This window comes from Bacillus sp. MYb209, assembly GCF_002975175.1.
GTDB lineage: Bacteria > Bacillota > Bacilli > Bacillales > Bacillaceae_G > Bacillus_A.
Map to the genome: position 1 here is coordinate 40893 of NZ_PCNZ01000021.1, position 26909 is coordinate 67801.

Here is a 26909-nt window from a genome sequence, read left to right on the forward strand (position 1 = left end):
CTGCATAGAAACATGCTTTAATCAATCTGAACATCAACAAACTTCTAAATGAAATGTATGGCTGAGTAGTTACTATTATTTTTATTAATAACTTGAAATTTATGTTCCTATGAAAAAAGCTGTTGAAAGGAATCCTCTTCAACAGCTTCTCCATTATTAACGATATAAACGAACTGCTCCTGCAGAATTATCATCTGCTTGTCCAACTACTTCAAATTTCAATCCAACCTTCGGTACTTTACGTCCTGCATCTGGGATTAAATCGTTCATATACGATTTAGAATCATCAAACTTCGTTACACCTGGTAACCCTTTGTAATCATATGTTCCGCGTGTTGGAGATACAACTTTCCATGCAGGCGTTTGGTTAAAGGAGAACGCAGCATCTGCGATTTGGTATCGTGTACTATTTTTAACAGTTGGTTTGCCGTTTAGCGTTCCAACAATTGCCTCTGGATGAGAGTCAACAACCCCTAAGAAACCTTCGCCTGGATGCATACCAACCCAATTATCTGTAAAGCTAGAGTCTGCATACCATACAACAAGACCTGTATTATACGGTACACCACTGCTATATTTTAACGCTTGATCAGCACCAGCGTAGTTTCTCCACTCTAAATAATAGTTATGTTTCTTCTTATCAAAACCGTTTGCCGCAACGAAACCATTTAATTTTAATTTGGCTTCGCCTTCTGCATCATCAGAGAACACAACATTTCCATCTACAGTTAATGTAGCGTTATCAAGAGTAAAACCGTTCGGTGCTAAACCACCATCTGTAATGTATTCGAATACTAGTTTTACTTTTTGTCCTTTAAATTGGCTTAAGTCATATGACTTATCTACCCATTTACCATCCGTTGTGTCTAGACCATTTTTCACATTCTTTTCGCCAATTCGATCCACTAACGTTTTCTTATCATCCTCTGTCACTGCATGTACTTCAAGGAAGTCATAATCTGTTTCAATTTCATACAATGATTTGTAATCAAACTTCGCCATTGTTGCATTTGTTAAATCAAACACTGGCGTTTCTATTGTTGTATGAAGATTATCGCCTTTTGTACTATAGTAATATTTCTTACCGAATGCAGGCTGAATACCTTTTACATCTTTATCTGGTAAGTTAACGCGAATCAGACCAGGACGAGTTGATTTCGTTACACTTTGATCTAAGTACGTCGCAAAACCGATACCGCGATTTAATTTATCATAGTCAATCTCTACAATATTTGCCCAGTTTCCACCCATGTTCTTTTGAAAGAACTCTTTGTTTTGCGGAGAGAAACTCGGTGGCGTTGAACCTGCAATTTTACCAGCCCAGCTGCCGCCGCTCATAACAGACCAAGAGTTAATTGGCTCACCTGATCCTGAATACTTCGTATCATACTCATCTGGAAGACCTAAATCATGACCAAATTCATGTGCGAATACACCAACTGCTCCGTCTTCTGGCTCAATTGTGTAGTCGTATGCTGCCATTTTACCGCCCCAGTTATCAACCTTTGCTTTTGTTCCTTCAATTGGATATGGTGCTCCAAGGTTCCAGCGATGTGACCAAATTGCGTCATCACCTAGTCTACCACCGCCTCCATCTTGCCCAACTCCAGCGTGAATGACCATTAAGTGATCAATAAGACCATCTGATTCGTTTTTATTGCCATCACCATTATTGTCATATTGATCGTATTGGTCAAATTCAGATAAATCAATACCACTTTCTACAGCTGCATTTAATGCCTCTTTTACAAAATCACGAGGTCCTTTTGGTCCTTTATTATCATGACCGCCATCTCCTGCATCTGCACCATAATCCGCTGCTTTACCAGGAACTGTCAACCACTTTGTTACTGTCCCATCAACTGTATAACTACCACCAGATTGCTCTTCATAATATTGTTTAAATGTTGGGATTTTTGAACCATCAAAGAGTGTAAACGGCTCATCACCAAATAACATTTTTTGATAATGTTCTGGATTAAAATCATTTGAATACATATAACCTGGTACTTGATCAATATTGTTATGCTTAAAGTCAGCAAACTCTACTAGCAATACAAGAACTTTATCTTTACGAACATCACCGTTATATTGTTTTTGCTTCGCTGAAGTAGTTGGTACTTTTCCGTTTAATCCCCCTTTAACCGGCTCTTGTCCAGCTACCGGGCCACTAACAGGTTGATCAGCTTTTGCTTTCGTATCTGCTTTTGCATCTTTAACTTTTTTCAAAAAGTCAGAAGCTTCTCTCGAAACACTATCCCCTGCTGCTGGCTCTTTTCCAGCATTTTCGCCTTTTTTCTTCTCTACGTATTTTTCAACAGCTTTTAATGTGTCTTCTTTCGACTCAGATTCACTAATTACACCGCGTTTCTTGAGCGCATCTGCTAAACGCTCCTCTGGAATTAAATTTTCATCAATTGGACTTAAAGATCCTACATTAGACGGCGTTGCCGCATAAACAGATTGACTACCAAATCCAAATGTGCAACTAAGCACAGCTGCCGCCGCAAGCGTAGACAGCACTTTAAAAGGCTTTTTCTTCATCCCTATTCCTCCCCAACCTTAAATATGTTCCAATGATCTTATAATAAAGAATATTCCGATAATTTGCAATATACTGTCTTAATTTGTAATATTTTTGAAAATATTCTTTATTTTAGATTGATATACATTCTGATTCATCGATGTTTTCAGAAGATATTGATGGAAGTTGATAAAACTATTAAAATCTCTGTACATAATTGCAAGATATACTTTGCCAATTGCGATTTCTAATATCATTGTTGTTTCACCGTCCCCATGGCTTGACTGTAATTATAGGAGACAATGTAGTTCGAAAAGGAGAGATGGTAAATTCTGTTAGTACTCATTCTAGTGTTCAGGGAGTTTACCATTCTTTCAATATTCTTGCATCTGAACTGCAACTATCCTCCGCAGCAATACAAACTGTAGGAAGTAAGGGCTACAGTATACGTGTCGTACTGTAACGGACCTTTCTATGTAAGCTGGCTTAAAAAAATAAGAGATCATCCACTACACATAGCGAATGATCTTTTTAACTACAGTATTTCGATATACCCTTCTGTTCCATGTACCCGAATTCGTTGACCGTCTATTATTAGTTTTGTAGCATTCTCTACCCCGACGACTGCTGGTAATCCATATTCACGCGCAATAACAGCTCCATGTGTCATGAGTCCGCCAACTTCGGTGACTAACCCTTTTATAGATACAAACAATGGTGTCCATCCGGGGTCAGTAAATGCGGTAACTAATATATCTCCATCTTCTAAATTCGCATCTTCCATGTTTAAAATAACGCGTGCTCTCCCCTCAATCACTCCAGAAGAAACAGGCAGACCTACAATCGCTTCGGCCGGGAGATTTTCTCGTTTGTACTTACCTGTAATGATTTCTCCATCAGATGTGATAACACGTGGAGGCGTTAGTTTTTCATATAATTTGCACTCATTTTTCCGTTTATTAATAACCTCGTAATCCAGTTTATTCGTACGGACAACTTCGTGAAGTTCTTCAAAAGTTAGATAGTATATATCTTCTATTTCATGAATAACGCTGTCTTGTTCGAGTTGTTCGGCTTCTTTCAGTAAAGCCTGCTTATAAACGAAGTAGCGATTAATCATTCCGTATTTTGGATATTCACGATAACCGATGAAATTCCGGATTAGGCTGATCATTCGTTTTGTCTCTTTTACTTTTTGTTTACCATCCGGTAAATGCTTCAATCGATCTAATAACTCTTGTTCTTTTTTCAAAGCTTCCTGTAGCCCTTGCTCAAATTTCCGATTACCCGCATTAGGCTCAAAGTCTTTAATATTATTTAGAATCATCGGGATAATTGTATTTGGTTTTTCAATCCAACGAGTTTTCGTAATATCGATTTCTCCGCTGCATCTCATTCCGTATTTATTCAGAAAAGCATAGATTGCATCTCGAGCTTTATCCCCACCTTTAAACTTAACTAGTTCATCTAAAAAGCTGTCATCTTCTATATGCTGTAAATACTCAATGACTTCTGGATAAGGACGAATCACATCTGCGACATCCAATAGCGCCAGACCCATTTCCGAAGTAATATTGTTTGGTACAGATTGAGAAAGCGTATCTGCTACGTTTTTTTCACCTAACCATTCGTTCATATTTTCATTGATCCATGATGAAGCATCTATAGCAGCCATAAACACAGCTGAACTTTGTGGGTCAAATAAAATCTTCTTTAATATCTGGATATCTTCCAGAATAAAATCAAATAAATCCGATCCTGATTTCGTTTGAATGTTTTGTTTTAACTCTTCAATCGATGCTTGACTATTCTTGATTAAATCCGTAACGATTGCCGGATCGTTTTCGATTTGTGGTTGCGTACTTGTAGATGGCATACTTTTACCAAGACTCTTTTCTTTTTCATCAGCCGGTAACAATTTGATAAAATCATCTCGCTCTATTACAGTCGTTAATGCATCTTTAATAAGCGGCTCCAAGTTCCCTATTGTATTTAATAAAAGTTCTCTACTAGCAGGCGAAGCCAATCTTTGTGTAACATCAACAAACAGCCTTCCCCCAGCTTGAAACCTCGGTCCAAAGGATGTTAACTGGAATAAAGACATTCCTAATGGCTTCAAAGGATCAGTCATCATTTGTTGGTGACCAACCGATACATACACATGATTTTCCTGATCATTTGCTTCTGGAATTGGATATAAAGTCGTTATCGGCCTGCTTTGGACAATATAAAATGTATCATCAACTAAACACCATTCAATATCTTGCGGACAACCAAAATAAGCTTCAATCTGTCTTCCGATACGTGCTAGTTGTAAGATTTGTTGTTCAGTAAGTGTTTGAATATCTTGCTGATTAGGAGCAATTTGCTTTGTCTCTGTTCCGCCTTCTTTTCGTCCATAGATAGCTAATTTTTTAGTTGCTATCATCTTATCGACGATTTCCTCTTCTTTTACTTTATAATTATCAGCAGATACTAAGCCAGAGACCAGCGCTTCTCCAAGTCCGAAACTGGCATCGATTGATAGCACTTTTCGGTTACAAGTAATTGGGTCAGCGGTAAATAAAATCCCGGAAGCCTGCGGGAAAACCATCCTTTGAACGATAACAGATAAATAAACTTGGCTATGGTCAAATCCGTTTTGCATTCGGTAAATTACCGCACGATCCGTAAATAGAGACGCCCAACATTTGCTAATATGATGCAAGATGGCCTCTTTTCCAATGATGTTTAAATAAGTGTCTTGTTGCCCAGCAAAAGAAGCATGTGGTAAATCTTCAGCTGTAGCACTAGAACGCACTGCATAAGCATATTCATCTCCAAACTGGGAGAGATAGTGAGCAACTGCTCCCCCAACATCGAAAGGAATTTCTACTTCCATAATGATTTCTCTAATCTTCCTGCTGATTTCACCAATTTGATTTCGGTCCTCTATTTGTAGCATTGTTAGTTGATTCAATAAAGCTTGAAACGTTTCGTTTTGTTCGATGGCTTGTTGATATCCTACTGTTGTAATACAAAATCCTTCTGGCACTTGTATTCCTTGAATTTTTGATAACTCCCCTAAATTTAACCCTTTTCCACCAACGAGAAAAAGCTGCGTTTTTTCTATTTCCTGAAAATCGAGAACAAAAGAACTCATTTAACATCTCTCCTTACAATGCATGTGTTCTTGATTGTAACAGTAGTAAATGCGAATAAACAGTCTATTTTGACCTTTAATTCCATGATATAATTAAGTTAGGAAGAGATATTCCCCCTCTAATTCACTTCAATTACATCAACAAACTTAAACATTCGCTTATTACGAAATGCATCTGTACATATAATCGTCTCCTTTATTGGATTAATATTGACTACTGTTATGTAATTTTCATATAGATAGCCACCTCTGTAATATGTAAGTAAAACCTCTTCCTCACCTAAAAATGAACATAACAGCCTATTTTCAATCATTTCTTTTGCATCTTGCGTTAAGATTGGGCGTGAGATTTTCGTTTGCCTACTTATCATTTCTTTAATAGTTGCGAACTGCTCTGGCATACTGGCAAATGGTTGCCACTTTACCATACCTCTTCCTTTTGGCATATTAGCATTCTTCACGATTTATGTCCTCCTAATAATGTGTTTCTATATCTTGCTGTTGCGACGCTTGTGTAGGAAATCCCACGTAAAATACTGTTCTTACCAAATCGTGTTCGAATTTCGTCCATGACCTTCGTTAATCGCATTTCTTTTTCTCTTTGTATAATGTTATCGAAAAGTGAAATTTGCTCTTCTCCTTCATTTATTAAATTTGTTAACGAAATACTTATCGATCGAATCGGTTCCCCTGTATAACGCTCGTATAAAAAATATGTACAAACATTGTAAATATCCATCGTTAAATTTGTTGCTCTGTTTAACGTATGTGCCTTTCTTATTCCCCCGCCATATTCCTTGCTACATCCAACTGAAAAATGGATCGTTTGAGCGTATTTCTTTTCTCTTCTCAACCTATAACAAACTTCTTCTATATGCTCTAATAACATAACTACGAACTCTTCTATTGAGTAATCACGTAATAATATTTGGCTTTTCGCTATAGATGTTGTTGCTGGAACATACTTCTCTGCTATTCTGCTAAAATCAATCCCGTTACTATGTAGATGTAATTCTTCTCCTATTACACCGAAAGATTGCTTTAAATATTTCAAAGGGTACTGAGCCAATTCTCCAATTGTATGTACACCTTTTCGATTCAATTTCATTTCAGTTTTATACGATATACCCCAAAATTTACTGAGCGGTCTTATGCTCCATAACTTCTCGGGTATATCGTCGTACGTTCATATATTTCTCGCTTGAACTTTAATGCGAACTCGCGCGGATTACTCGCAAACAAATGAATACTTGCGGTCATATCCATGAAAAATTCATCGATACTATATTGATGAAAATCTTCCGGTGCAACATACTGCAAAGCTAAACCTGTTATGTAAGTTGAACATTTCATATACGTATGCATAATTGGATTCACAATAATAATATCTGGTCGCTTCGGTATTTCGTACAATCTTGCCATCTTCCTTATCCCTAACGCTTTTAATGGCGGTGTTGCTGCTAATACGATTGATCCGCTCCGATTCACATCTCCTACGACGGCCAATTTTGTATAACGTGGATCCAGTCCTTTTTTAATACATGACACACTCGCATAAAAGCTACGAAGATCTACACATAGAATAATACGATTTGGTAAAAGAGAATAATCATACAAGGTTATCACCCCTAAAGGAACGTTTGTTCTTATTTTATACGAACTTATGTTCTTTTGAAAGGTATTCCCATGAAAATTTTGGTTAAAATAATCGTACTTCAAAAATCCCTTTAAGAAAATCTTAAGAAATCCCCCTCTAAATTCATAAGAAATTTTTTCTATACTGAAAAATGTAAATACACAAAAGGAGAAACAATCATGAAGAAACTTTTACTTTGCATAATAGGAATAGGCCTCCCTATATACTTACTACCTTTCATGTTGCGCGGGGATTTGGACAGATTTAATCCAATTGCTGAAGAAAAAAATGTATACGCCATTGCGAAGGGATATGGCGTTCCGGATTATAATCATAAAGGACGAGCTATGTACTCACTAAAAGGTGTTGATGAATCTGGGAACGAGAAAGAATATATAGTAGGAACTAACACTCCTAATGATTTTATAAGAAAAACTTACTTAAAAATTCATGTGAAGGGCAAGTATGTCTATTCTTGCGACGTTATTTCTGAAAAGGACATTCCGGAGAAAATAAGAAAACAACTATGAAATAGTGTATAAACGAAAAAGTCTACTCGTATGAGTTGGCTCTTTTTCTTTATTTTATAAAGTCTTAATCGTTACTTTTCCTATACACCAAATTGCAAATATCAATTCTAAACGAAGTCGCTCTGAACACCATTGGCTTAGTTATTAGTAAAATTAGATAACATTTTTACTAATAGAAACCACGTTTGAAAGATAACCATGTAAATACTATAGACGTTGATCTTTCTGGAAATTTCAATATTAAAAAGCCTAATTTCTCAATTTAATGTGAAGAAATTAGGCTTTTTTCATTGCTCCATTAAAGAGCCCGATTGCTGAATATATAGGATATAATACGTTTCCGACCAATTATTATATTGCATCTTGTAATTTACCCTTGTTTATTATCTATTTTTGAATGATGGATTAATTCGTGATTTATAAAGCAAGAAATCATTGTTCTATATACTTGTTCAATAATATCAGGATTTACATTATTTTCATCAGCAATTGTTCTAACTTTTTGAATTACAGCTTCAACTCTTTTTGGTGCTTTAACATCTTCAGTATCTTTTCTGAATTTTGCATTATGATACGGTTCACCGTGACGTATCTAAATGAGGTTCTCTTGGATCACCCTACCCCCTCTCACTTCCTCTAAATATGAAGTCTTGTCCTTAATTGAGTAACCAGCGATAGTAAAATAAGCGCAAATTTTTCGGTTAGATGCAGAATAGAGCTCGTTCCGGGGTTTATAAAGGGAGGTTTTCCGATTATGCAAAGCAAAATTACCCATTTTCATATTTTTCGAGTCAATAGGCGGAATCTCTCTGTCTATTTATCAGATCGGGTGCTTAACCTGTTCCCCAAACCGATAATTGATATAAACTTTTCTTCTGTATAAAGCATATTCTTATTGGTCGACTTAATCTCCATAAAAAGTCCCTCCAATAAATTTCTTAATGGAAGGATTCATCTAAGATAGTTAATTTCACCGGTGGTTAGCTCAACTTAATGACTACGGGATCTGTCCCCATTTAGTGATGAAACCCATTATCACATTTCGTATCATGTGGCATAGGCCCGTCCAGGGAATCTAGAAAGGCAACGGCCTGTTTGAGGTTCATCAAAAATAAATGCGCGAGATCCATGGAAAATCCATTTCGAACCACAACGCGCATAATCGTCACCGCTTCCATATCTGGAGGCAATGGATAGGCGGGTACTTGCCAGCCGAACACACGCAATTGTCGAGATAAATCATAAAGATTCCAGTTTAATGTGTAACCATCTTTCAGTCGCCAAGCGAAAACCGGAATATCCGAACCATCGGACAAAAGTTCGAACGGTTCCATCTTATGAATCGCCTTGCTAAGAAAAAGAGCGACTTTCTGAGAAGCCCTTTGGACATCATAGTACCCACTTTTCCCCAAACGCAGGTAATTGTAATATTGCAGGAGCACTTGTGCGCCAGGACGAGAGAAATTCAGGGCAAAAGTCGGCATGTTCCCGCCCAAATAGGAGACGCGGAAGATTAGATCCTCAGGGAGATCTTCAGCTTCCCGCCAAATTATCCAACCCAACCCAGGGTAGACTAATCCATATTTATGTCCGGATACATTGATGGACTTCACCCTCGGTAATTGAAAATCCCAGACTAAATCTGGTTGAAGAAACGGTGCTATAAATCCCCCCGAAGCCGCATCCACATGCATGGGAATGTCGAGGCCCGTCCTCTCCTGTAAATCGTCCAACACTTTCGCAATGGCGGCAACCGGTTCGTAAAGCCCGGTATAAGTCTCACCGAGAATCGGTACTACACCAATCGTATTTTCATCCACGGCAGCGAGGACCCCCTGAGGATCCAATTGGGGATGCTTTGGGCTAACCTTCACATAGCGTGGTTCAACCTCCCAATAGTTCGCGAATTTTTCCCAAACGACTTGAACAGCAGAACTAAACACAATATTGGGACGATCCACCGACTTCCCTTCGCTTTTGCGTGCGTTTTGCCAGCGTCTCTTTAACGCAAGCCCCCCGAGCATACATGCTTCCGACGATCCAGTTGTTGAAACACCCATAGTCGTAATGGGGGTGGGCGAATGCCAGAGGTTGGCTAAAATGCGGACACACCGCTCCTCAATTTCGGCTGTCTGTGGATATTCATCCTTGTCAATCATGTTCTTGTCGAATGATTTGGCATATAAGTGCTCTGCGGCAGGCTCCATCCATGTGCTAACGAATGTTGCAAGATTCAAGCGGGCATTGCCATCAAGAGCAATTTCATCATGGACGATTTGATACGCTGTTTCTGGTAACATGCCTTTATCAGGCATGTGAAAGCGCGGAACGACTGATTCTCCTTCGCGGGCAAACAGAGGATTTATAGAAAATTCGTGAGGCAGCTCCATTTGCATGTGACGCGGTAGATATTGTGGATTATCTGGTATGATCTCTTTTCCTTCGTATGCATCATTTTGAACTTCTACTTTTCGATTCTGTGGCATACAAGTCCCCCTTAATTAATTGTTTAACAAACATATTATTTACAAAAAAGCATTTGTTAAACCTAGGGGACAATTCTAATAAAAGATGCTGCCACCATTCGAATTAAAGGCGTATATTAACATAAGCCATTCAAATAACAAAACAGCACCTCTCCAGCAAATTAGAGGGGGCTGTTGTTTTTTCGCTAAAACCTCATTTATTTATGATACGGTTCACCACTATTAATGCTGGACTATATCCTCTACAACCTGCCCTAAACATGAAACAGGCACGCGCGTTCATCTTTCGATAATCGCGCCCTTTAATGGAATAAGGAATGATTATTTGTTCCATTCCCATAGCTTTCTATATAATGAAGACTTATTGCACCATATGTCACCTTTAGGCTGGGAACATATTAATTTGTTAGGAGAATACCATTTTAATTCGGAGAAAGTGATATCATTAGATTCTTTAAGGCCACTAAAGCTTTCTTAACCTTGTTAAAAACGGGGTAATCGTCAGGAAAATGAGCTTAGCGTTGTAAATCCCAAAATAAAAACCCCCATTTCTCTGTATTAAAATTGAGAAATAGGGGGTTAATCAATTAACAATATTGCCCGATTGTTGAGGATTTTTATTTAAAACAGATAACTGATTAATAATCCTGCTGATAATAAGAAGCCAAAAACCGTGTTTGTCATCGCTGTTGATTTCATTGCCATGCGCATATATCGAGGATTCTTTACTCCTTTTTGGAAGCCTTGAATTGCAGAGATTGGTTTTTTCAAACCTAAGAACATAACCAATGTCCAAGGGCTTATATAACCCATCAATACAATCATAACGATCCATAAATAAGAAATTAAAAAGGCCACAGCTAGTGTTACCACCGCTTTCTCTCTCCCAAGGAGGATAGCCAACGTCTTTCTTCCACCTTTCATATCTTCATCAATATCTCGAATGTTATTCGACATGTTGATTGCACCTACTAAAATCCCAATTGGAATGGAAATCAATATACTTTCAACCGTTAAAGTATTCGTTTGAATAAAGAATGCAATTAATACAAAACATGTTCCCATTAACAGTCCAGAAACTAATTCTCCAAATGGAGTGTACGCAATTGGTAATGGACCACCTGTATATAAATAGCCAACCGCCATCCCAATTAAACCAATGACTACTAACCACCAGCTACTATTCATACAAATATAAATGCCAATAAATGCTGCTACCACATACAATAAAAGCGCAACTGTTAAAACATTTTCTGGCTTTAATCCATGACGGACAATTCCACCACCAATTCCAACAGAATCAGCGGTATCTAACCCACGTTTGAAATCATAGTACTCATTAAATAAATTCGTTGCTATTTGCAATGCTAAACATGCCAGCATCATCGTAATAAATAAAAGCCAATTAATTTCGGCAACATAAAGTGATGCAACTGTCCCTAATATTACTGGAGAAAACGTCGCCGTTAATGTATGTGGGCGCGTCATTTTCCATATTAATTTAGCGGAACTAATTTCTTTTTCATTCCCCATAAATCTGTTCAATCTCCCTACATTTTAAGTATAAAATCACTAGAAGTATCTTTCTATCTATTTCTTACTTCACATCCATTAATTATATCAAATAAATGATTACCCTTTCTAACAAATCTACTATTAATAAAGTGAAAAATTATAAAGTGAAACTTTAATCAGTGGGGGGTTTTGTCCACCCCCCACTGATTATTAGTTGAACCAATCGGGCTTTTACGGGCAGTTAATCTCCCACCTAACTCCCTCGCAGTCGCCGAATTTTGAGGTGGGAGTCTTACTGCCCGCAAATAGCGGGATAAATTAAAATTTAAATTTATTTTTTCTAAGGTATTCTTCCATACTACTTATATTTTGAGTTTCATCTGCCAATGCGATATAACCGTCAGGTCTAATTAGAAAAACAGAACCAAATTTAATACCTGCTTTCTGTACTCCTTGACTATACGGGAATGTATGCAAAAGAAGATTATTTTCTTTTGCAAAGTTACTTAAATCAGGAGTTACATCTCCATATACATGTAGCTGCCAATCGAAAGATTCAAGTGGTGCAAAATTATCGGTATCATCAAAAGGAATCCATGGTAAACGATCGCCTCCATGAATTTCACCTACACTCCCTTTAGCGAGCTTACTATTTCGATAGTTAATCCGTATTTGCGAAACAACTTTAAACATCGTTTTCCTAACTATTGAAAACTTAGTCATCTTAGGGATAATAACTGGAATTAAGTATTTGCGATTGAACTTTTTACATACACCGTTACCAACAATAGAAGTAAATACTCTATCTGTCGTTGCGACTAAAGTTTTGGCAAATTGTATTCTTTCTTGCTCATAAGAATCTAGAATAGATTCATCAGCTTTTCCTTGAATCACAGCCCCAAGTTTCCATGATAAATTTACTGCATCACCAATACCCGTATTCATTCCTTGTCCTCCTGCTGGACTATGTATATGTCCAGCGTCTCCCGCAATAAAAACACGTCCTTTTCTAAAATGTTCACTCACCCTATGGTGTACTTTATATGTTGAATACCAATTCACTTTCGCAATCGTTAAATTCGTGTTTTTCTTTATATACGGTTCAATTAAAGAAAAGCCGTATTCATTGTTTTCTTCTTTCATTAAATCCTCAGGTATTATTCCAATTAAACGTAAGGATCCAGAAGTCCGAATCGGCATAACAATCATCAATCCATCTTCAAAAAGCCTCATTTGAAAACCAATATTTTCTCTGTTTCCAGTTTGTACATCTGCTACATAAAAAGTTTGTTTATATGTGCCACCAGGAAAATTCAAGTCTAATCCTTTTCTTACTGAACTATGCGCACCATCACATCCACACAAATAACTATAAACATTTTTCTCTTCAACACCATTCTTTATTGTAACGACGTTCACATGGTCATCTTTCTGATTAAATGATACAAGCTCAGTATTCCATTCTACATGGACCCCTCTAGCTTCTAACTGTTCAATTAAAAACTTTTCATGTTCATCTTGTGGGAAGCTTAGTATAAAAGGATATCGACTTTGGCCTTCCCCCATATTCTCAAAGTTGAATTTAGCCTTCAATGTTGTATTCCTATAAAATTGCATATTAACAAATTTAATTCCTTTTTGTACGACCTGATCTGCAAACCCAAATTGACGATAGAACTCTAATGTTCTTGCTTGCACACCCATAGCTCTTGAAGTTTCTCCCGGACCTTGATTTTTATCGATAATTCTAAATGGGATTCCTTGTTTTGTAAGTCCAATAGCTAAAACTAATCCAGTTGGTCCAGCTCCAACAATTAACAATTGATTCTTCATAAACTTCCCTCCCCATTTTCAAGCGAAATAATGAACAATGTGTTGCTTTATTTTACTCCAAATTATAATCTTGAATAAGACTCTTAAAAACAATCAAAAATGATGGATGTGTCGTATATCCGACATATTTTCTTAATGTGTTGAAAAAATTCAGGTGGAATATTGCTTGCGTGATATATATAGCGATTTACGAGTCGTTCGTACAAAAGAAGCCATCCGAGATGCACTTGTGGAATTGATGGAAGAAAAAGCAACTGTACCGTGAAGGGTCACCCCATCATTTCAGGAAACTGTGACACAAATTAACCGGTACCTCATACGTAAGGAACCGGTTAATGAAATGAATGAGCCAAGATTATTTATATTGTATAAAACCTCAGACAACATATGGTTACACTCTTCTTACATATATCCCCTTGAACCCGTTGTCTTCTCTTACTAATTTAACTTCAACATTGCACTAACCGGATTATGATCACTGTTTTCAAACTTCAAATCATGCCCTTGTACGCTTACAATCTCCACATTTGTAGAGACTAAAAACCCATCAATAATCGTAACAAAGTTCTCACCTTCAACATAGCTCTTCACATTATCACGAACTGTCCAAACCGTATCATCAACAGCCCACTGGAACCCACCATCAGTGAAATCTTCTGGTAACTGTACTAACCACTCTGGCCATCCTTCTTTAAACTTCGAATCCTTTAACTGCACATCAGATAATAGTTGATTCCAGTCTCCACCAAGCACGATATAATCGCCATTTTTGTAATGTTTATTCATATACTCTTTCAAAAATTCAACTTGTTGCTTTCGAATGTTTCCACCCTTATCATATGCAGATAAATGAACGTTCACCATTCGTAAATATTTTCCGTTATCAACTGGAACCTTATGCTCAACAATCGCTCGATCTACGTCGAATAATTGACGAAGCCACATTTCTCTTCCAGGAAGCTGATATCTCGTCACTTCTTCTACTTTATATTTTGAAAACGAACCAAGTCCACTGTTCGTATATCCGTGTGGCTTCTTAATTGGTACCGGCACCCACTGCACATTAAAGTTATCACCAAACGTAGACGCATGATCTTTCAGTCCATCTTGAAACGCCTTATACTGATTCACATCAAATGAACGAAGTGACTTCTCATCCATCTCTTGCGTTAATATAAAATCAGAATCTTCCTTTTGTAAGAAAGGCAGCATACTGCTGATATTCTTTTCTGTTTGCTCTTTACTACTAGAACGCGAACCTTTCCCTCCGTCTAAGAAGCAATCTTGATCTTTATCTAAACCGCCGTAGCCAATATTAAACGTTGTCACCTTAAACTCTTTCCCGACTTTAAGAACCCGCTCGTTATTATTGGTCACCTTCAACTTCTCAACAACCTTATGCTTCACATTCTTAATTGCCACATAAGTAATAAATGCTGTGAGAGCACCAAATATAGAGCCTGTCCCCCATAATAAACATTTCATTGTCTTTTTCAATCTCATGGCTCCTTTATTCTCTTTTTATAGTTTGTATATGTAATATTTTAATATGTTTCTACATTTAAAATATATAACGTAACTCTAAAGGCTTCAAATACGATAAAAGGGATTGAAACGATTCACGCATTAAATAAACGAAGCCGAACTCTGATTTGTTCGCAATTTCAATCGCTTGTTCGTCATAAGACACAGCTGTGCCGAGAAATAAATGTACCCTATAGAATAGACACTAAAAAAAATCTATCCTATAGGGTATTTCTTGTGTAATAAGAGGATTCGATTGACTGAAGATACATATATACGTTCAGGTCTAAAAAAGAATTCAAATTAACCCCAAACAACACCTCGCCTCTCGTATTCCATTCTATATTCAACGGCAGCTGCAATTTTGGAGCTTGCGAACCTTTCCGTGATCCAAAGTCCCAAATCAAGTCCTGAAGTGACTCCTCTTGCAGTGATAATATTGCCTTGATCCACAATTCTATAACGAAGAAGCTCTCCCCCATATTCACTGATTTCATTCTGTGCCAAATGGTGCATCGTCGCCTTTCGACCATTCAATATACCAGAGGCAGCTAGTAGCATACCTCCTGTACAAACTCCAGCAACGATCGTTCCTTCGTTGTGCATCTCTTTAATCATTTCGGTCAAGGTTCCAAGCTCTGCTTGCTTTCGTGCCCCATGTTCAGCTTTATGATTCCAGCCACCCCCAGGCACAATTAACAAATCTGGACGATTATCCATTCGTAAAAAATCATTTAGTTTAACCGTAACTCCAAACGAAGTAGTAACTTCTTGTTTTGGTTCACTTGAAATTAATTCAACCGTAAATGGAGCCCCTTCTTCTATCGCTCTTTTGAGTACCTCAAAAGGTGCGAAAGAGACAAGCTCTCCGAAACCGTCAAACAATACAATTTGTATTTTCATTTTTGAACACCTCATATGATTTCTTTTGTAAATCGTAGACATATAAAACGATTCGGCAATTATGTAATTGATTTAAACAAAACCTCATCTAATAGAAAATATCCTGTATAGCTAAACAAATAGGTCCTGAATTAGGAGAAGAAATGTTATCTACAAATTAACAATGAAGACAATCTTTCTCCTCTTATTTTATAAACTTTCAAATGTTCCTCTAATTCTCTCACATCATCTAACACACTTAACGCTTTCTTCACAAAATTCCAATTCAAACTACCAGATAACCATAATAATGAAGAAAGTCTTTTATAATCATTTGAAGTTAAAATATCATTAGCCTTATACCCTTCTAAAAATGCCCTAGCAACACTCCAACATACTTCATGTGACTGTATTCCTTCTGTTCGAGAATACCATTTTATTAAAAAAACTAATCCTTCAATGTGATCTACATATCCAATAGATTCAAAATCTACAATTCCTTGTACACATTGACTTGAGTCCCATATGACATTTAAAGGATTTAAATCTGTTTGTACAATAAAATCTAAATCACTCGTATGTGCGCATTCTATATGATACTTAGCGAAATCTATATAACTCCGCAAATCCTTACATGTACCACCCTTATTTTCTAATAGCTTAATAAATTGGCCATATCCATCCAAATGAGATTTCTTTTGAAAAATCGAGCTTTTAAATGTACTAGAAATATCATGTATCTTTCTCGCTTCCTTTCCAAAGACTTCTGAAATAGTTTCTGTACAATAAGTAATATGTTCTCCCTCAATCCAAGTAGATAATATGAATCGGTACAGTTCATCGTTCCAAGTGACAAACGTAAATGACTCCCCCGCCCTATTCTCGTTAATCTGCATAAAAGGTATCCCGTGCTCGCGTAAATAATACGTAAACCGCACTTGCTCTTTCAATTGTTCGTTTGATAACGTTCCAAAGGCTGGATTGATCGTTCGATTATTATTAATAAACCGTGCCGAATACCGATTTTCATTCACCATAATTTTATAGTGTAAATCCGTATTCCAGCTATTATTATGTAATTCTCCTTCAACTACCAATAAATGGATTTCTTTAAAATAATTCATTAATACATCTTTTATTATGTGTCTCACCCTATTTTCCTTTCATACAAAAATTAGAAAAACGTCATTCTTTCTACTCTGATTTGTTTAGTATCATTTTTAGGAATGTCGAAAGCCTAATCCTATCGTATTCCTACATGACAATACTGGTCTACTAATCTCTTTAGTTGTTCTATGTTTTCTGAAGATTTTTTTCTGACAATCTATCCCCAGTAATTATTACGTCCCAGACAAAAAAGCCGCATTTGCGGCTCATGAACTTATAGGACCAACATACGTTAGTGGAATGACTTACCGTTTAATCGCATCCACAATTAGCGATGGGAAACCAAGTTTATCTCCTTGATTTCTAGAATCATATCTTTTTGAGCGGAAGATAACGCCATCATTTGCATCCCATTCGTTGTAATAAAATTGCCCATTTTCATCGCAATACTCAAGTAAAACCACTTCAAATCCAGCAGTTTCAAACAATTTCGTTAATGTTTTATAATTATGAACGATTTTATGGCTTGCAGCTGGATGGTCTTTCGGGCCAGGTCCACCTACTTGAACTATGTTTTGATATGTTTCATCTTGGAAAAATGCATCAGGGACGCCGCACCGAATATGACCTGACGGTTTTAAAAATTTATAACAAACTTCAGCTGCTTTTACCCCTTCTTCAAAAGTAAGATGCTCCCATACATGCTCTGCCAAAATAGCTGAAATAGAGTTATGTGCAAATCTTTCTTCCCATGTCGTTTCAACTAATAAGTTAAGCTCATCTTCTTGCGTTTGAATCCAACCTGGATTATTGTTAAATGCTCCAGCTCCAACTACTACTTTAATTTCATCTTGTTTTATTACCATCATTTTCACCTCATAAAAATTTCAAGTCATTAATCTTTTTCTATGTTTACTATAAGTTTCCCTTCTTCAACTAAACTACCAGTCCGTTCAACTAACTTTAACTCTTTCGATTCGAAACTTGCGTAGGCAAAACAACCATCACCAATTATTTTTTGGGGATTGAGCAGCTAAAGACATAAGCTGGTGGTACATTTCTAAGCTCCCTTTTCACATCTATTCTAGTAAAAAACTGATTAATAAACTTCTTTTTAAATTTAGTATATTGAAAAGTAACAAATTTTCCACCTTCCTTTAAAATTTTGGTGGTAGTTAATAAAATTTTAAAGGAAACATTTGGGGGTAAACTAGAAAAAGGAAGACCCGAAACAATATAATCTGCATAAGGAATACAATAGCCCTTTAAATACTCGTCGATATTTTCCGCAGACCCCCATACAACGAATAAATTTTTCTCGTTTTTAAATTTTTCTTTCAATAATAAATAAAACTCTTTATTATTTTCCACTAACAAAAGAGTAGTATTCGAATTTCGTTTTTCAAGCAATTTATTAGTGAATACACCCGTACCTGGTCCATATTCAACAATATATTTAGCTTTCTTAAAATCGATACTTTCCACCATTTTATCTGCAAGAAACTTTGAGCTTGGAAGTACTGCACCAACGTTTCTTGGATTAGTTATATATTGAGATAAAAAAGACAGAGGTTTCATATTTACTCACTCCAATAGTTTGAATGTACTACCATAGTTTAAAATTCAAACCTGAAGAAACTAGAGTGAAAATTCTTAAGAATCCTTAAGATTTGAATAAGCTCTGTAAAAATAGTTTGCCCTAAAGAAAGACCACCCTTAAAGGACATATCTTATAAACACTCCCTATTTCCCTTTAACACATGTTTTTCAAACGTCAAATACAGAGAAACAGGAAATAAGGTATGTACGAAAACTGTATATTTCTCGTTCTTTTTTCAAAGAAAACCTATAAGATTACCCGTAAATAAATACATACTTACTGTCGTATCCATGAAAAATTAGTCGATGCTATATTGATGAAAACCTTCCGTCGCAACGTACTGTAAGACTAAACTTGTTATATAGCATGCATAATTAAATTTACAATCATTATGTCCGTACATTTTCATATTTCGTACGCCCTGCCCATCTTTTAACCTATAACGCTTTTAAAAGTAATGTCGTCGCTAATACTATCTATCCCTACGGTTTACATCTTCTACTATAGCCAATTTTGTATACCGTGGATTGAGGCCTTTTTTTAATATATGAAACACCTGCATAAAAGTTACGAAAATCTACACAAACAATAATCATACAAGGTCATCACTCCTAACAAAAAGAACATTTATTCTCTATTGGGTTTTTTATGAAAATTATGGTTAAAACATTTCTTATGTAGAAAACTCATAATTTCTCCCCAAAAACTTAAGAATTCTTATTCGTTTTCCATAAGAACTTCTGTCTATAATTAACCTTGTTCTACAGATGTAATGATAAAAAAGGGGAAATACATGTGAAAAAATTATTATTTTGTATGCTAGGAGAGATTTCCCTCGTTTATCTATTACCTTTCAGGTTACGCGGGGATCTTAATAGATTTAAACCGATAACAATAAGTAAGTTGATACGTAATGACTTATATGATTTGAACTATAAAATCACATGAGTTTAAATCATAATCCCACCGTAAACTACACCGTATTAAAGAAGCTATTTTGAAAATTAGAAGTATAATATTAGCGTAAGTATCTAATTAACCCATTAGATTGCCACAAGTACGTTTTTGACATAACACCACCTGCTATCTATAAACTTATCAACTTTGTCTTGTTAAATATATAGGAAAAAAGAGCCAATCTCCTATATGACAATGAGATTGGCTCTTTGCTTTACTTATTCGCCTGTTTCGGAAAATTGTTTAATACGTTCACCGATTTCATTACGAACACGTTGAAATTCAGACCACTCTTTTCCTGCCGGATCATCAAATCCCCAATGAACACGATGAACGTGCGGAGGTGTAGAAGGACAAACAGAATCTGCGTGACTACAAAGAGTAACGACTAAATCAGCATTATTTAAAATGTTTGAATCAATCCTATCTGATGTTTGACTTGTTATATCGATATTTACTTCTTCCATCGCTTTAATAGCATTTGGATTTACTCCATGCGCTTCAATGCCAGCAGAATATACATTCCACTTATCTCCTAAGTATTGTTTGCCCCAAGCTTCTGCCATCTGGCTTCGGCATGAATTTCCTGTACATAAAAAGTAGATTGTCTTTTTGTTTTCCATGTTGTTTTCCACCTTTGTTTTTAAATTTATCCCGCTATTTGTGGGCAGTAAGACTCCCGCTTCAAAATTCAGTTCGAGCAAAGAAGTTAGGTGGGAGCCCTGCTGCCTGTAAAAGCCCGATTGGTGAAGGCTAATAATCGGTGGGGATGAATCCCCCCCACTGATTAAAGTTTCACTTTATATTACTTGATCATTAAAGTATTTACGTTTAAACCAAAAAGCAACATTTACAAGTGCAATCATTACAGGTACTTCGACTAACGGTCCAATAACAGCTGCAAATGCTGCACCTGAGTGAATACCAAACACACCGACAGCCACAGCAATTGCTAATTCAAAATTATTGCTACCTGCTGTAAATGCTAAAGTTGTTGTCACCGGATAATTTGCACCAATTTTTCTTCCCATAAAGAAAGAAACAAAAAACATCACAATAAAATAAATTAATAACGGAATTGCTATTCTTACTACATCTAGTGGGACGCTAACAATCATTTCTCCTTTTAAAGAGAACATAATGATAATCGTAAATAGCAGTGCAATTAATGTAAGTGGACTAATCTTAGGTATAAACACCTTTTCATACCACTGTCTTCCTTTTAACTTTACGAATACAAATCGTGTCAACATACCCGCTATAAAAGGTATTCCCAAATAGATAAATACTGATTTCGCTACCTCTACCATTGTAATATCGACAATAGCTCCTTCAATTCCTAACCACTCTGGAATTACTGTTACAAACACGTATGCATAAACTGAGAAAAATAACATTTGGAATACCGAATTAAAAGCAACTAAACCTGCAGCATATTCTTTATCACCATCAGCAAGATCGTTCCAAACAATTACCATTGCAATACAACGTGCTAAACCAATCATAATGAGTCCGACCATGTATTCTGGCTTATCAGGAAGAAAAATAATTGCTAAAACAAACATAAGTACAGGCCCAATAATCCAGTTTTGTACTAAAGAGAGAACCAACACTTTTACATCTTTAAATACCCGCCCCATTTCCTCATAGCGAACCTTCGCCAACGGTGGATACATCATTAAAATTAAACCAACAGCAAGCGGGACAGACGTCGTTCCAACTTGTAATGTATTAAGCACGTCTACTACACTAGGAAACACAAACCCTAAACCAATTCCAACAGCCATAGCTAGAAAAATCCATAATGTTAAATATCGATTTAGAAAAGATAAACGTTTCATTTTATCCCCCTTCTCTTATTAACAACAAGAATTTTTATCTACTACGTTAGAAGTCGTACAACAAGATGGATCTTCTATTTTATGAACATCACTATCTGCTTTTGTATAAAAGAACTCCCACTCGTTACCATCGGGATCCGTTACCCAAAACTTATCTTGAACCGCATAACAACAAGTAGTATCCATCTCATCACGTGCAAAGAAACCTTCTTTTTCTAATCTTTCTTTATGAAATGTAATTTCTTCAGCTGTATCCACTTGAAAACCAAAATGATTTACCTGATTTCCATTCACTTCATCTCGAACATTAAGTGTAAAATTAAGCCCTGGGCTTTCTAATAAAAATTTTGCATAATCCATTTTCACTTTAACTGGTGACACACCAAATACCTTTTCGTAAAATTCAACAGACTTCTCTAAATTAGTAACATTTATACCAATATGAACATATCTCATTGCTTATTCCTCCTCTTAAAATGCTATTAATCAATTTTTTTTGATTAATAGTGCAAAATTTTAACAACAGCTACCTTTTCCTGTTTTTCTAAAGATACAGCATAGTTCTTCTGATAATAAGTTATTTACTTCCGCATCATTTAAATCATAATAACTCCACGTACCTTTTGTTTTTTTTACAATTAAACCTGCATCTAATAAAATCTTTAAATGATATGACAACTTAGATTGCGTCATTTCGAAAACCTCTGTTAAATCACATACACACGTCTGTCCTCGTTGACAAAGTTCATACATAATCTCTAAACGTTTCTGATCAGCTAACGCTTTAAACTTTTTCTCATATAACTGAAAATCTTGTGCCAACAAACTTCACTCTCCCTTCATCAATTTTTTTTGATGTTTATAGTATATACACTTATTAACTCTTTACGCAACTAATTAATCAGGTTTTTTTGATTAATATAGAACAACTTCTTCTAATCATACCTATGCCACAAGTAAAAAGAACCATAGCCTTTTCAAAAATGAAAAACTAAGGCTCTTTTAACAACTCAATAGTTAAAATATTTTAGAGGGGTGGTGCCTCATCACCATCAAGCTAAGAAAAGCGAATACCCCAAAACGATAAAAATGACCTGAATTCTCATAAATAACTGTTGTAGTGATATAACATTTTCGTTTTAGGGATACTTCAAAATATTAGCTTGATGGACATGGGGACGAGCCCCTAAAATACAATTCCGCTAGAAATTTTTGCGCTATATTCTCTTTTATTTATGATAGTTGATTAACAACACTTTCTAAAAATTTGTCTACCTTTTCTTTTGATGTATCCGGTGTATGATAACCAATCGTAAATGTAAGTCTTCCATTATAAAAGCTTGCACCCATTGAAAAGAATGGCGCATACATAATGGGTGATGTCATATACCCGTCCTCAGCTTGAACTTCACCAAACTGAATAGGTTCATCAGCGATCACCCCGAAATTTGTCAGTAATGGCAACGCCATCCCCATCTGTAAAGCCTGTTCGTATTGCTGATTATACATTTCCTTCACCACAGATAGCTTCATACCTGCCAGTAGCTCCATTCCTGCTGCTGAAGAAAGACCTGGATTTTGAGACTTTATTTTATCCATTGATTGTTTAATTCGAACGAGAGTCTGATTAAATGATTCATCATCCTCCATTTTAATCACTGGCATTTCCATGCCGGATAAGTTGCAAATAGCACCAGTTGTATAATTAGGCAGATATCGACGTAAATCAATTGTTAAACCGATCATTTTTTCTGCGGTGCGAGGTTCTACATACACAGTGAAATGTGATAAAGCTCGGAAGTATGCAGTCATGATTACATCATTCAAGGTAGCCTGTTGTGCTTTTGTTCATTGGGTTAGACGTAGAGATTGCTCATGGCTCAACCGCCGTACGGACATTTGAGGGGATTTATTTTTGTTGGGTTGAGATGGAAAAGACCATAACGATGCCTGTTGTTCCTGGTTAGGACGATACGCGCTTTTTATGTCCGATATTCCAGTATATTTGAATACATGTGATTGATCTCGAAAACTCTCATTTCCCTCACCAAATTCCTTTATAATTTGATTCTTAGATTGTCCCAAGGAAAGTTGAGTATAAATTGCTCCCAGCAAATTAATATATTCCTTGACCCCTGCACCATCTGAACATAGATGAGATAATTTCACAACTAATATATCTGTTGTAGTGCCTCGTAATAATTTTGTTTGAACCATAGGCCCCTTAATACGATCACCAGGTTCCTTAATAAAATCTATTGCCATTATTTCAAGTTCTTGATTATTTCCTTCTGCAAAAAGGCAAATAGGTGAGTTAGTGGCAGATGAATGTTCCTCCCAGTAAGGAATATCATTTTCTACAAACCGGCTGTTCAAAACCGGCTGCAATTGTAACGTTATCCTTACTGATTGTTCAAGTATTTTCTTTGATATACCTACAGGAAAAGAAAGAACTGCATTAATTTGTTGATCTGCAGAATAAAGACCTAATAAATAATTCATTCGATCTTGAGGTGTTACTGAAAACTTTCTTTGTTCCATAATTTTGTCCCCCTTTTAAGACCTTTTTTGGTATAACCTTATTCTCCATATGGTTGTAACTTTTCTAGTCACTTTTCTTCAAGAGCAAATAATTCTTATTTTTTGAATTTTTTACGAAAGTATCTTTTCCTTACTGGTTCCATTCTTTTTGCGGCTCTTTGTAGGTGATATACTCATTATTTTATTGTTATTAATACTTCCTATCTCTTCCGATAAAATCAAACGTAAATTAATTTAGTTTATATATATGCAAACATTTTACAATAGTGTTTAGGAATTATCAATAAAACAAATAAATCATTTTTATGTTTGTTAATAAAAAACAATAATATAATACGTTCAGGTATTACTTCATAATAAAAGGTTGATGGGCATGGAGGACCACCAACCTTTTATCATATTGCTTTAGATGTTTGTATTCATTATTACATTGTTTACTAAAATATCAATCTCTGATGTATCAACTCTCTCTTGCAGTTCATTCTTTAATTCTTTTACTAGTTTTTCGACACCATCAAATAAATTGAGCTCAGCTTCAACTAAGAAAGCTTTTCCTCCATTAGATTCAATCTCTTTAATCGTTTCATCTGCAGCTGTTTTATTTCAGCCGTAGTGAATCGCAACTAATGTACCCTCTTTCGCCAATCTCTTTGCAATGGCACGGCCAATTCCACGACTCGCCCCTGTTACTAACGCTACTTTCCCATCAAGATTTTTCATTTTTCCATCCTTCCTCAATTTTCGTTTGATAAAATCCTATACTTATATTTTTATTGAAATATCAATAATTTAAAATACAGATTTATAGGTAATTCAGTTAGTTAACTCATGATATTATAGTTGTAATTTACGATTTACTTTAGAAAATGAAATAAGGAGGCTACACAATGCAAAACGCAGTAAAATTGGATGAAATCGATCATAAAATTATGAACCTGTTATATAAAAATGCGAGAATTTCTGTTTCAGAAATAGGACGGATTATATCCATGACGCAGCCTGCTGCAAAAGAACTGATTAACAAACTTGAAGATCAAGGAGTTATAGCGGCTTACAGAACAAAATTTGAGCCTTCCAAAATTAATAAAAACATTCAAGCATTCATTATGTTTAAAACGAGCCAATGCTCTGATTTTATCCAATTGTTTAATGCCGCTCCTGAAGTAACAGATCACCCATTATCTATTGAACAAAGAGATGGTATTAAACTAAATCGCATCCAAGAAATTGCTGAAGAGATTTGTTATCAAAATAACGAGGAAATAAATGATTAGTAAATAAAAAAGAGCATTGAAAAATCAATGTTCTTTTTTATTGCGTTTTTACTTGTTAATTAGATTTCCCTTCGAAAAGAGAACCTGTTATTCAAATCGAAAGTATTTTAACCACCTACCCCTGATTCCTCTGCACCTCCCTAAACTCCTCCTTCACCTTCTCTAACAACCCTTCTTCCGTAATTAATCGATATGCCGTATTCGCTAATGCCTTTGCCGATGTAATTAACGCTTTATCACCTAGTTCTGAACGAGCTGCTTCTCTAAATTCATTCGTATGAGCAATTAAGTCATCTGGCCCAATTTTAATGTAAGGATGAATTGTCGGTACGACTTGGCTTACGTTTCCTGCGTCTGTTGAGCCGATTCCTACTCTTTCTTTACGGTTTACATCTTCACCAAGTTGTTCTAGTTCTTCGGCTACGACGTCATTAAATGTTTCTGTTACGAGCAATTCATCGATTTCATTTTGGAATTGATGAATTTTCACTTTTGTACCTGTTGCTAGTGCTGCACCTTGTGCGATATTTCTTACTTTTTCTGTTACCTCAGCACATCTTGTTCTTGTTGCTGCGCGGATAAAGAATCGTGCCGATGCGTAATCAGGAATAATATTAGGCGCTTTTCCTCCTTCTGTAATGACTCCATGAATTTTCACATCTGATGGAAGTTGTTGGCGAAGTGCATTAATACTGTTATAAAGCTGGATAATCGCATCTAATGCGTTTATTCCTTCTTCAGGCGAAGCTGCTGCGTGAGCTGTTTTCCCGTAAAAATGAAAATCTAGTGGATCGACCGCTAGTGATGGACTCGTCGTCGCTGTTTTTCCGCTCGGATGAATCATAAGCGCCGCATCAATATTTTTAAATAAACCTGCTTTTACATAACTCGCTTTCGCACTACCATTTGGCCCACCCTCTTCTGCTGGTGTTCCGAACACGACAACTTCCCCGCCGATTTCTTCAAGTGTTTCTGATAATGCGATCGCTGCTGCAACGCTAATTGTTCCGATTAAATTGTGACCACACGCATGGCCGAGTCCTGGTAAAGCATCATACTCAGCTAAAAATGCGATTACTGGCCCTTGTTTTCCGGAACTTTTTCTTGCGATAAAGCCTGTTTCATGCCCAGCTATATTATGTTGCAATTGGAATCCTGCGCTTCCTAACAGTAAACTTAATGCTCTTGATGCGTAAAACTCTTGGTTACCAATCTCCGGATTCGCATGAATATCATGACTTGTTTTTATGTATTTTTCCTTATTTCTTTCTATACTTTCAGTAATTGTTTTTCTTTGTGACGTTACTCCTGTCGCTCCCATTTTTCTTCCTCCTTTTATTTTCACGTAAAAAAGCCTCTTTCTAAAAGATAGAAAGAGGCTTTGGCATATACAGTCAAAATGAGCTTCTTTCTTATCTTTCAAGTTACCTTGCTGGAATTGGCACAGTATTCATATAGAATCCGCTGCCGAGGTTTCGTAGGGCCAGTCCCTCCACCTCTCGTGATAAGAATTTTCA

Annotated in this window: 19 protein-coding genes, 4 pseudogenes and 1 riboswitch; of the genes and pseudogenes, 3 read left to right on the plus strand and 20 right to left on the minus strand. The window is 36.2% G+C overall.

The features are described from left to right. Positions 1–156: 156 nt before the first annotated feature. The 4 genes and pseudogenes from CQZ94_RS23065 to CQZ94_RS23085 form a co-directional block, all read right to left on the minus strand. Entirely contained in the window at positions 157–2544 is a 2388-nt protein-coding gene (locus tag CQZ94_RS23065; RefSeq protein WP_105587246.1) for an immune inhibitor A domain-containing protein, read from the minus strand. A 515-nt stretch (positions 2545–3059) separates the two neighbouring features. Next, positions 3060–5666: a phosphoenolpyruvate synthase gene (ppsA, locus tag CQZ94_RS23075; RefSeq protein ID WP_105587247.1), complete on the minus strand. Its 2607-nt coding sequence runs from the start codon at positions 5664–5666 to the stop codon at positions 3060–3062. A gap of 119 nt (positions 5667–5785) precedes the next feature. Beyond that, the gene (locus tag CQZ94_RS23080) at positions 5786–6127 is read right to left on the minus strand and encodes a YolD-like family protein (protein WP_105587248.1); all 342 of its coding nucleotides are present in this window, start codon (positions 6125–6127) and stop codon (positions 5786–5788) included. After that, positions 6124–7283 (minus strand): annotated as a pseudogene (locus CQZ94_RS23085) (Y-family DNA polymerase). The gene CQZ94_RS23080 and the pseudogene CQZ94_RS23085 overlap by 4 nt, the downstream one beginning before the upstream one ends. Positions 7284–7481: 198 nt before the next feature. On the opposite strand from CQZ94_RS23085, the gene CQZ94_RS23090 reads away from it, so the two are divergent. After that, positions 7482–7832 carry a YxeA family protein gene (locus CQZ94_RS23090; protein WP_105587249.1) on the plus strand — a complete coding sequence of 117 codons (351 nt, stop codon included), beginning with the start codon at positions 7482–7484 and terminating at the stop codon, positions 7830–7832. A 370-nt stretch (positions 7833–8202) separates the two neighbouring features. Here the strand turns inward: CQZ94_RS23090 and CQZ94_RS32435 are convergent, their stop codons facing one another. From CQZ94_RS32435 to CQZ94_RS23110, 4 genes are all read right to left on the minus strand, one after another. After that, positions 8203–8424, minus strand: coding sequence for a chorismate mutase (locus CQZ94_RS32435; RefSeq protein WP_105587270.1), 222 nt, complete (start codon positions 8422–8424; stop codon positions 8203–8205). 424 nt (positions 8425–8848) lie between these two features. Then, a complete protein-coding gene (gad, locus tag CQZ94_RS23100) occupies positions 8849–10318 on the minus strand; it encodes a glutamate decarboxylase (protein WP_105587250.1) in 1470 nt (489 codons plus the stop codon). A 621-nt stretch (positions 10319–10939) separates the two neighbouring features. After that, positions 10940–11851, minus strand: coding sequence for a 1,4-dihydroxy-2-naphthoate polyprenyltransferase (gene menA / locus CQZ94_RS23105; protein ID WP_105587251.1), 912 nt, complete (start codon positions 11849–11851; stop codon positions 10940–10942). Between the two features lie 300 nt (positions 11852–12151). After that, complete coding sequence (locus tag CQZ94_RS23110) at positions 12152–13666, minus strand: FAD-dependent monooxygenase (RefSeq protein ID WP_105587252.1); 1515 nt, start codon at positions 13664–13666, stop codon at positions 12152–12154. Between the two features lie 166 nt (positions 13667–13832). On the opposite strand from CQZ94_RS23110, the pseudogene CQZ94_RS31300 reads away from it, so the two are divergent. After that, positions 13833–13916: pseudogene (locus tag CQZ94_RS31300) on the plus strand (TetR/AcrR family transcriptional regulator); the annotation flags it as partial. A gap of 188 nt (positions 13917–14104) precedes the next feature. On the opposite strand, the gene CQZ94_RS23115 reads toward CQZ94_RS31300, so the two are convergent. The 11 genes and pseudogenes from CQZ94_RS23115 to CQZ94_RS23170 all read right to left on the minus strand — a co-directional run. Beyond that, positions 14105–15169, minus strand: coding sequence for an endonuclease/exonuclease/phosphatase family protein (locus CQZ94_RS23115; protein ID WP_374954556.1), 1065 nt, complete (start codon positions 15167–15169; stop codon positions 14105–14107). Positions 15170–15493: 324 nt separating this feature from the next. Beyond that, complete coding sequence (locus CQZ94_RS23120; RefSeq protein ID WP_105587254.1) at positions 15494–16093, minus strand: DJ-1/PfpI family protein; 600 nt, start codon at positions 16091–16093, stop codon at positions 15494–15496. Between the two features lie 146 nt (positions 16094–16239). Next, positions 16240–17223, minus strand: a complete 984-nt coding sequence (locus tag CQZ94_RS23125; RefSeq protein WP_105587255.1) for an aminoglycoside phosphotransferase/kinase family protein — start codon at positions 17221–17223, stop codon at positions 16240–16242. A gap of 261 nt (positions 17224–17484) precedes the next feature. Further along, on the minus strand, positions 17485–18048 hold the full coding sequence (locus CQZ94_RS23130; RefSeq protein WP_181149537.1) for a class I SAM-dependent methyltransferase: 564 nt from the start codon (positions 18046–18048) through the stop codon (positions 17485–17487). A gap of 142 nt (positions 18049–18190) precedes the next feature. After that, positions 18191–18757, minus strand: a complete 567-nt coding sequence (locus CQZ94_RS23135; RefSeq protein ID WP_105587257.1) for a class I SAM-dependent methyltransferase — start codon at positions 18755–18757, stop codon at positions 18191–18193. Between the two features lie 1197 nt (positions 18758–19954). Further along, the gene (arsC, locus tag CQZ94_RS23145) at positions 19955–20359 is read right to left on the minus strand and encodes an arsenate reductase (thioredoxin) (RefSeq protein ID WP_105587258.1); all 405 of its coding nucleotides are present in this window, start codon (positions 20357–20359) and stop codon (positions 19955–19957) included. A 177-nt stretch (positions 20360–20536) separates the two neighbouring features. Further along, positions 20537–21577, minus strand: coding sequence for an ACR3 family arsenite efflux transporter (gene arsB, locus CQZ94_RS23150; protein WP_105587259.1), 1041 nt, complete (start codon positions 21575–21577; stop codon positions 20537–20539). 18 nt (positions 21578–21595) lie between these two features. Next, the gene (locus tag CQZ94_RS23155) at positions 21596–22033 is read right to left on the minus strand and encodes an ArsI/CadI family heavy metal resistance metalloenzyme (protein WP_105587260.1); all 438 of its coding nucleotides are present in this window, start codon (positions 22031–22033) and stop codon (positions 21596–21598) included. Between the two features lie 60 nt (positions 22034–22093). Then, positions 22094–22399, minus strand: coding sequence for an arsenical resistance operon transcriptional regulator ArsR (arsR, locus tag CQZ94_RS23160; RefSeq protein ID WP_105587271.1), 306 nt, complete (start codon positions 22397–22399; stop codon positions 22094–22096). 411 nt (positions 22400–22810) lie between these two features. Then, positions 22811–24118, minus strand: a pseudogene (locus CQZ94_RS23165) (condensation domain-containing protein). 414 nt (positions 24119–24532) lie between these two features. Then, positions 24533–24838: pseudogene (locus CQZ94_RS23170) on the minus strand (SDR family NAD(P)-dependent oxidoreductase); the annotation flags it as partial. Positions 24839–25005: 167 nt separating this feature from the next. On the opposite strand from CQZ94_RS23170, the gene CQZ94_RS23175 reads away from it, so the two are divergent. Next, complete coding sequence (locus tag CQZ94_RS23175) at positions 25006–25392, plus strand: Lrp/AsnC family transcriptional regulator (RefSeq protein ID WP_308727994.1); 387 nt, start codon at positions 25006–25008, stop codon at positions 25390–25392. A gap of 115 nt (positions 25393–25507) precedes the next feature. Here the strand turns inward: CQZ94_RS23175 and CQZ94_RS23180 are convergent, their stop codons facing one another. Beyond that, positions 25508–26713 (minus strand): M20 family metallopeptidase, encoded by a 1206-nt coding sequence (locus tag CQZ94_RS23180; RefSeq protein WP_105587261.1) that lies wholly within the window; start codon positions 26711–26713, stop codon positions 25508–25510. Positions 26714–26801: 88 nt separating this feature from the next. Further along, a riboswitch (SAM riboswitch) is annotated at positions 26802–26903 on the minus strand. Positions 26904–26909: the final 6 nt, after the last annotated feature.